This is a genomic window from Mycobacterium sp. E3305, from assembly GCF_001666785.1.
Lineage (GTDB): Bacteria > Actinomycetota > Actinomycetes > Mycobacteriales > Mycobacteriaceae > Mycobacterium.
The window spans coordinates 1-560 of the sequence record NZ_LZJA01000131.1 but is presented as its reverse complement, the minus strand read 5'-3'; the positions used below and the strand labels follow the sequence as shown (position 1 = coordinate 560).

The 560-nt window shown below is 63.2% G+C and carries 1 protein-coding gene; it reads left to right on the top strand.

Annotated features, from left to right (window positions below; genetic code table 11):
* Positions 1 to 2: 2 nt before the first annotated feature.
* Positions 3 to 560 (top strand): class I SAM-dependent methyltransferase (locus tag A5701_RS12190; RefSeq protein WP_231972774.1); only part of this gene is annotated, 558 nt, incomplete at its 3' end.

Sequence of the window (560 nt, the reverse complement as noted above, 5' to 3'; positions counted from 1 at the left end):
GCCTGTTCCTGGACCCCACCCAGACGTACAGCTGCGCCTACTTCGAGCGCGACGACATGACCCTGGAAGAGGCGCAGCTTGCCAAGATCGACCTGGCGCTGGGCAAGTTGAATCTCGAGCCGGGCATGACGCTGCTGGACATCGGCTGCGGCTGGGGCGCGACCATGCGCCGGGCCATCGAGAAGTACGACGTCAACGTCGTGGGCCTGACGTTGTCGGAGAACCAGGCCGAGCACGTCCAGAGAACGTTCGACGAGATGGACACCCCCCGCACCCGGCGGGTGCTGCTGGAGGGCTGGGAGAAGTTTCACGAACCCGTCGACCGAATCGTCAGCATCGGCGCCTTCGAGGCGTTCAAGGCCGACCGGTGGCCGGCCTTTTTTGAACGTGCCCACCACATCCTGCCCGACGACGGTCGGATGCTGTTGCACACCATTTTGACCTATCAATGGCAGCAGATGCCCGCACTCGGCGTCAAGCTGACGATGAGCGATGTGAGATTCGCGCGATTCATCGGCACCGAGATTTTTCCGGGCGGCCAGCTGCCGACGCAGGAAGAT